Annotated in this window: 3 protein-coding genes and 1 pseudogene; 2 read left to right on the top strand and 2 right to left on the bottom strand. The window is 41.5% G+C overall.

What is annotated here, in order from left to right; translation table 11 throughout:
* Positions 1 to 170: 170 nt before the first annotated feature.
* Both QHG98_09665 and QHG98_09660 read left to right on the top strand, forming a co-directional pair.
* Positions 171 to 1052: pseudogene (locus QHG98_09665) on the top strand (IS3 family transposase).
* A gap of 246 nt (positions 1053 to 1298) precedes the next feature.
* Positions 1299 to 2570, top strand: coding sequence for a glycosyltransferase (locus QHG98_09660; GenBank protein ID MDH7597980.1), 1272 nt, complete (start codon positions 1299 to 1301; stop codon positions 2568 to 2570).
* A gap of 44 nt (positions 2571 to 2614) precedes the next feature.
* Here the strand turns inward: QHG98_09660 and QHG98_09655 are convergent, their stop codons facing one another.
* Positions 2615 to 4081: a flippase gene (locus QHG98_09655; GenBank protein ID MDH7597979.1), complete on the bottom strand. Its 1467-nt coding sequence runs from the start codon at positions 4079 to 4081 to the stop codon at positions 2615 to 2617.
* Positions 4082 to 4522: 441 nt separating this feature from the next.
* Entirely contained in the window at positions 4523 to 4672 is a 150-nt protein-coding gene (locus tag QHG98_09650; GenBank protein MDH7597978.1) for a hypothetical protein, read from the bottom strand.
* Between the last annotated feature and the right edge of the window lie 307 nt (positions 4673 to 4979).

Below are 4979 nucleotides of genomic sequence, written 5' to 3'. Positions count from 1 at the left end.
CAAGCCGGTCGAAAACCGCCGCAACTATCCCCAAATGATCCAGCGATCGCGTGTCTGTCTCCATCTAAGCTGCTCCTCAGAACAAAACCCTTGGTGCAGCTTAAAACGTTTGCCACACGCCCCATCCCAGGAAATTGTTTGGAAAATCACCGTTAATGCGAAATGCAGGATATATGACTATGCAAACTGCTCTTTCAGATGGCCTTCAGCTATCGATATCCCAATCCTGTCAGGCGCTCGAAGTGAGCCGCAGCGGTTACTACAAATGGCTGCGAGAGCCGAAGATGGACGCGCCTGAGAATAGCGAATATATGGATCTGAAGAACCGGATTCAGGAGATTGCGCTGGAATTTCCTGGCTACGGTTACAGGAGGATAACCGCAGAACTCCATAATCGTGGTTACTCGGTCAACCACAAACGCGTGCTGAAGCTGATGCGACAGGATAACCTGCTGTGATTCAAGAAGAAGTTCAAGCCGGTGACTACCGATTCCGCTCATGGCCTGCCAGTATATCCAAACCTTTTGAAGAGTACCAAGATCACGGGCTTGAATCAGGTTTGGGCTTCGGATATTACCTATGTCCAGCTGCAGCATGAGCACATATATCTCGCGGTGATCCTGGACCTCTACAGCAGAAAGTGCATCGGCTGGGATCTGGGCAGGAGCTTGGGAAGCCAGATGGCAATGAATGCATTGGCCAAGGCCTTGCGAGATCGGTGGTCGGAAGACCTAACCGGACTCATCCACCATTCTGATCAGGGTGTACAGTATGCATCAAAAGATTATGTCGACTGTTTAAGGAGACATAACATTCTGATCAGCATGTCCAGGAAAGGCAATCCATACGATAATGCGTTTGCAGAGAGCTTTATCAAAACTCTGACGGTAGAGGAGGTATATCTGAATGAATACGAGACGTTTGAAGATGCCCTCAAGAACATTTGGCATTTTATCGAAAAAGTGTACAACAAGAAGCGACTGCATTCTGCCCTTGACTACCGATCTCCAGATCAGTTCGAGATGGAGGTTGCTTTAAATACCATTGCTTAACTACCTGTCTACTACAAGGGGCGCAGTCCACAGGTCCAGCAAGTTGCCAAACATATAAGAGCGAACGGAGAATATGATGCAAGAGGGCATTCTAAAATTAGATTTTTATAATATGATGGCACATTAAAATGAGAGAAAGGTGTGGACAGAACGATCACCTGCGGGGTTTTGAAGAGTTATTCAATACAACAAGTCCAAGCAGAAACATTTTAAAGCAAGTAGAGGATGCTTAATCACTTGATAAAAATGAACTTGGATCTTGAAGATGGTATGGATCTTGAATGCATTTGCTCTGCGCATAGTTACGATTCGAAGCTGATTGGTTGCAAATCAGGTTTATTGCCAAGAAGGAGATTGAAGGTTCTCATTATAGCCAGCTGGTATCCAAATAAAGAACATCCTATTAGTGGCATATTTATAAAAAAATATGCTCTCGCAATTTCAAAATACTGTGATGTTGCAGTCCTATACACTCATATAGGAAATATAAAAAACGATATAGAGATATCTAAAATAAATAATATCTTGGAAGTAATACTTTACAAACAAGTCAAATATTCTAAGAACAAATTCATATATTATTTAAGATGTCAAATAGCCCAATATTTGGGATTCATGCATTTTTCATTAATTGGATATAATATAATATATAAACTTTTTGGCAAACCAGATCTGGTACATTGTAATGTTATACTTTACTCTGGATTAATTGCATTATATTTAAAATTAAAATATAGAATACCTTATATTATAACAGAACACTGGGTAGGGTATGTTGATGGGACGTTCAACAAAAGATCATTCTTTGGAAAAATACTTATAAAACTTATAGGTAAAAATGCCGCTGCTATTACTACAGTAAGCAATAGCTTAAAGAACGCTATGATAGCATGTGGTATTAAAAATAAATATTTTATAATACCAAATATTGTCGAAATAGTAGAAACCAATAACAATTTAAATAATAATCACACTAAGAAATATATATTGCATATATCTTTATTAAATGATGACATAAAAAATGTATCCGGAATAATTGAAGCGTGTAGAAAATTATATACAAAACGAAAGGACTTTGAGCTACATATTGTTGGTGATGGTCCGGACCGGGGTTCACTGGAAACGCTTGCAAAAAATTATAATTTATTGGATGAAGTAATTTTCTTTGAGGGGATGGTAAGCAATAATAAAATACAAGAATTTTTAAACAAATGTGATTTTTTTGTAATCAATAGTAATTTTGAGACATTTTCAGTTGTTACAGCTGAAGCGCTTATGTGCGGAAAGCCAGTAATCGCAACCAAGTGTGGTGGCCCGAATGAATTTGTAAATGAAGACTGCGGAATATTGATAGAACCTAGAGACAATGACGCACTTGTAAAAGCAATTAATTATATGTTGGACAATTATATAAAATATGACTCAAAAAAAATAATTCGCTATGCAAAAAGCATATTCAACCCTCTACATATAGGAAAAAGTTTTCTGGATATATATCATGATGCCATTAGTACGTAAACACTATAATAAATACTTACTTTAACGTAAAAGAATTGGTTACCTTAAAGTTTAGGTTGCTTTCCTGCGGATTTAAACATTGCTCCGATAAAAATCACTTCTTCTTTTTTTATGCCTTCCACCAGCCAAAGAACTAGCAAATATATACAGGCAGAAATTATCGTCACTCCCAGCAATTCACGAGGATCCTTTGGTGGCCAAATAACTAAGAAAACGGACATTACACTAGATGCTATAAGGCATTTTAATATAAATCCATATCTTATTTTAATTTGCACAAACTGCCACGTGATATAGTTTACAGCCATTAAAATAAATACGAAAGTCAAGAGTGTCGCAATAGCAGCGCCTGTTATACCAACCAAATTTACTAGTATAAGTGTAATGACTAAATTTAGTATCGCTGTAATCAAATGTATCTTCATAGTAATTGTCGTTTTCTTAACTAAATATATTACGCTGGCCAGAACATTTGCAATACCCATTAAGAGAGATCCGAAAGCTACAATCGGCGTTATGAGATAACTCTTCTCTGCTATATCTGGCGTGGAGAGCATAATCAGCATTGGCTTTGACAGAAAAGTCAAACCAAACACAGAAGGTATCGCCACAGCAAGGAAGTATTTTATCGTCAGGCTCATTATGGTTTCAACAGATTCCACATCACCACGATCGTAGTATCTGTAGAGGGCCACAGGCAGCACGGTATTGAGCGGGCCTATGAATATTGAGACCAAACTGCCCAGCAGGTATCCGGGACTGTAGTAGCCCACCCATGCTGTGCCAAGAAGCATACCTATAACATATCGATCGCTTGAGTTTATAACCCAGCCGGAGATGGAAGCCGGGACAATGGGCAACCCAAAAGACAGGTATTCTTTTAGATGCCTGAAATCAGGTATACGAAGACCAATGTGTCTTACCAACACACTAAACATGATTATAAGAATAATCAGCTTCGCAATCGCCAGCCCCTGAACAGCGCCATGGATACCCTTACCCGATGAAACAAACCAGTACGCCAATATTATGGTAAGATAAACAACAGAGGTACTGAATAGCGCATAAAGCTTCATTCGCTGCAGAGCTCGATAAAAATCGAACAGCAGCACGTTCATCGCCTCCACAAAAACGATCACCGACAGCGCCCTTGTCACCGCCACATTCCCGTTGAAGAGGGCTCTGGCAATGGGCTCAGCGAGGCAGAAGATGAGAAGCATCGCGGATATGCCGGTCAGCATCACCACTGCGAGTATCGAGTAGATGCACTCCTGAATCTCCTCCCTGCTGCTCGCCGCGGCCATGAATCTGACCATGGAGGCAGAGAGCCCCAGGCAGATTACGACTGAGGCGAGGCTGATCGTGACATTAACCTGCGCCCAGATGCCGTAATCCTCGACCGGCAGGCTCTTTGTCAGAATTGGAAGGAGAAATATGCCGCTGAGGTTCACCAGCACATTCGCGAGGCCTATCAGACCTATCCGCTGCGCGAGAAGCCTGTATTCGCTCATGATCTGCAGATCTTCCATTGATTATGTGATGTGAAGCGACGATGGTTGTCTGCTGTGGATCTCAAAACCAGAATACAATCATGATTATGGAAATCTCCTGTACAGAATCGCTCATACGCTTCTCTTCCCGCACTCCTCCTGGAGATGCACCCAACTCTGGCATACATTCCTTCCTCAGATCGAGCTGCTCAGTTATTACCCTTCCTATCAGCTTGCATCTGCATAACGGAGCAATAATATATTTTGTGTAATTTGATATTGATAATGATATGATTTATCCTATATAATATGCCGTAAATAACCGGACAGCAGCGGGAGAGACAATCCTGCAGCTGGTTCAAAGCAGCCACAAAAATCGCAGAAAACCCGGATCCCTGAAGCCCTTGACAGGCTGATAGACAAACCCCCTCATCCACGGGATGAGAACTCACAGAAACAAAATCAGCCCCTACCCTCGAGGGGGTAGGGTTCTGCTAATACGCACGTGTCGAGGAGCCCCTTCTTCTTGCCGCCACGCTTCTCGCCAGGCTTTACAGGCTCAACCTTGGCGCCCTCATCCTTCTCCTCTTCCTTCTTCTCGTGATGAGTCATTTTCCACCATTTACTGTTGTTCTCTACTATCTACCGGTAACGTTAAAATAAAAATATTTTTAATTTATATTGCCTTCTACTTTAGAAAGGGGGCAGACGGCAATTGAGGTTTGATTTGAGGAGGCGAGATCTTTTTGTATCTATAACTATACTGAAATCGAATGACTTGCCAAAATGTCATGCTGCCGCTACTGGATCGAACGCGCGTTCGAAGATGCTATATGTATCGCATCACTCGCAGATTATGAGACACGATCGTGGAGAAGCTGGCATCACCACGTCAGGTCTTCCTCGCAATGCTCGCTGT

This window comes from Methanothrix sp., from assembly GCA_029907715.1.
Lineage (GTDB): Archaea > Halobacteriota > Methanosarcinia > Methanotrichales > Methanotrichaceae > Methanothrix_B.
This window is presented reverse-complemented; position numbering and strand designations above follow the sequence as displayed.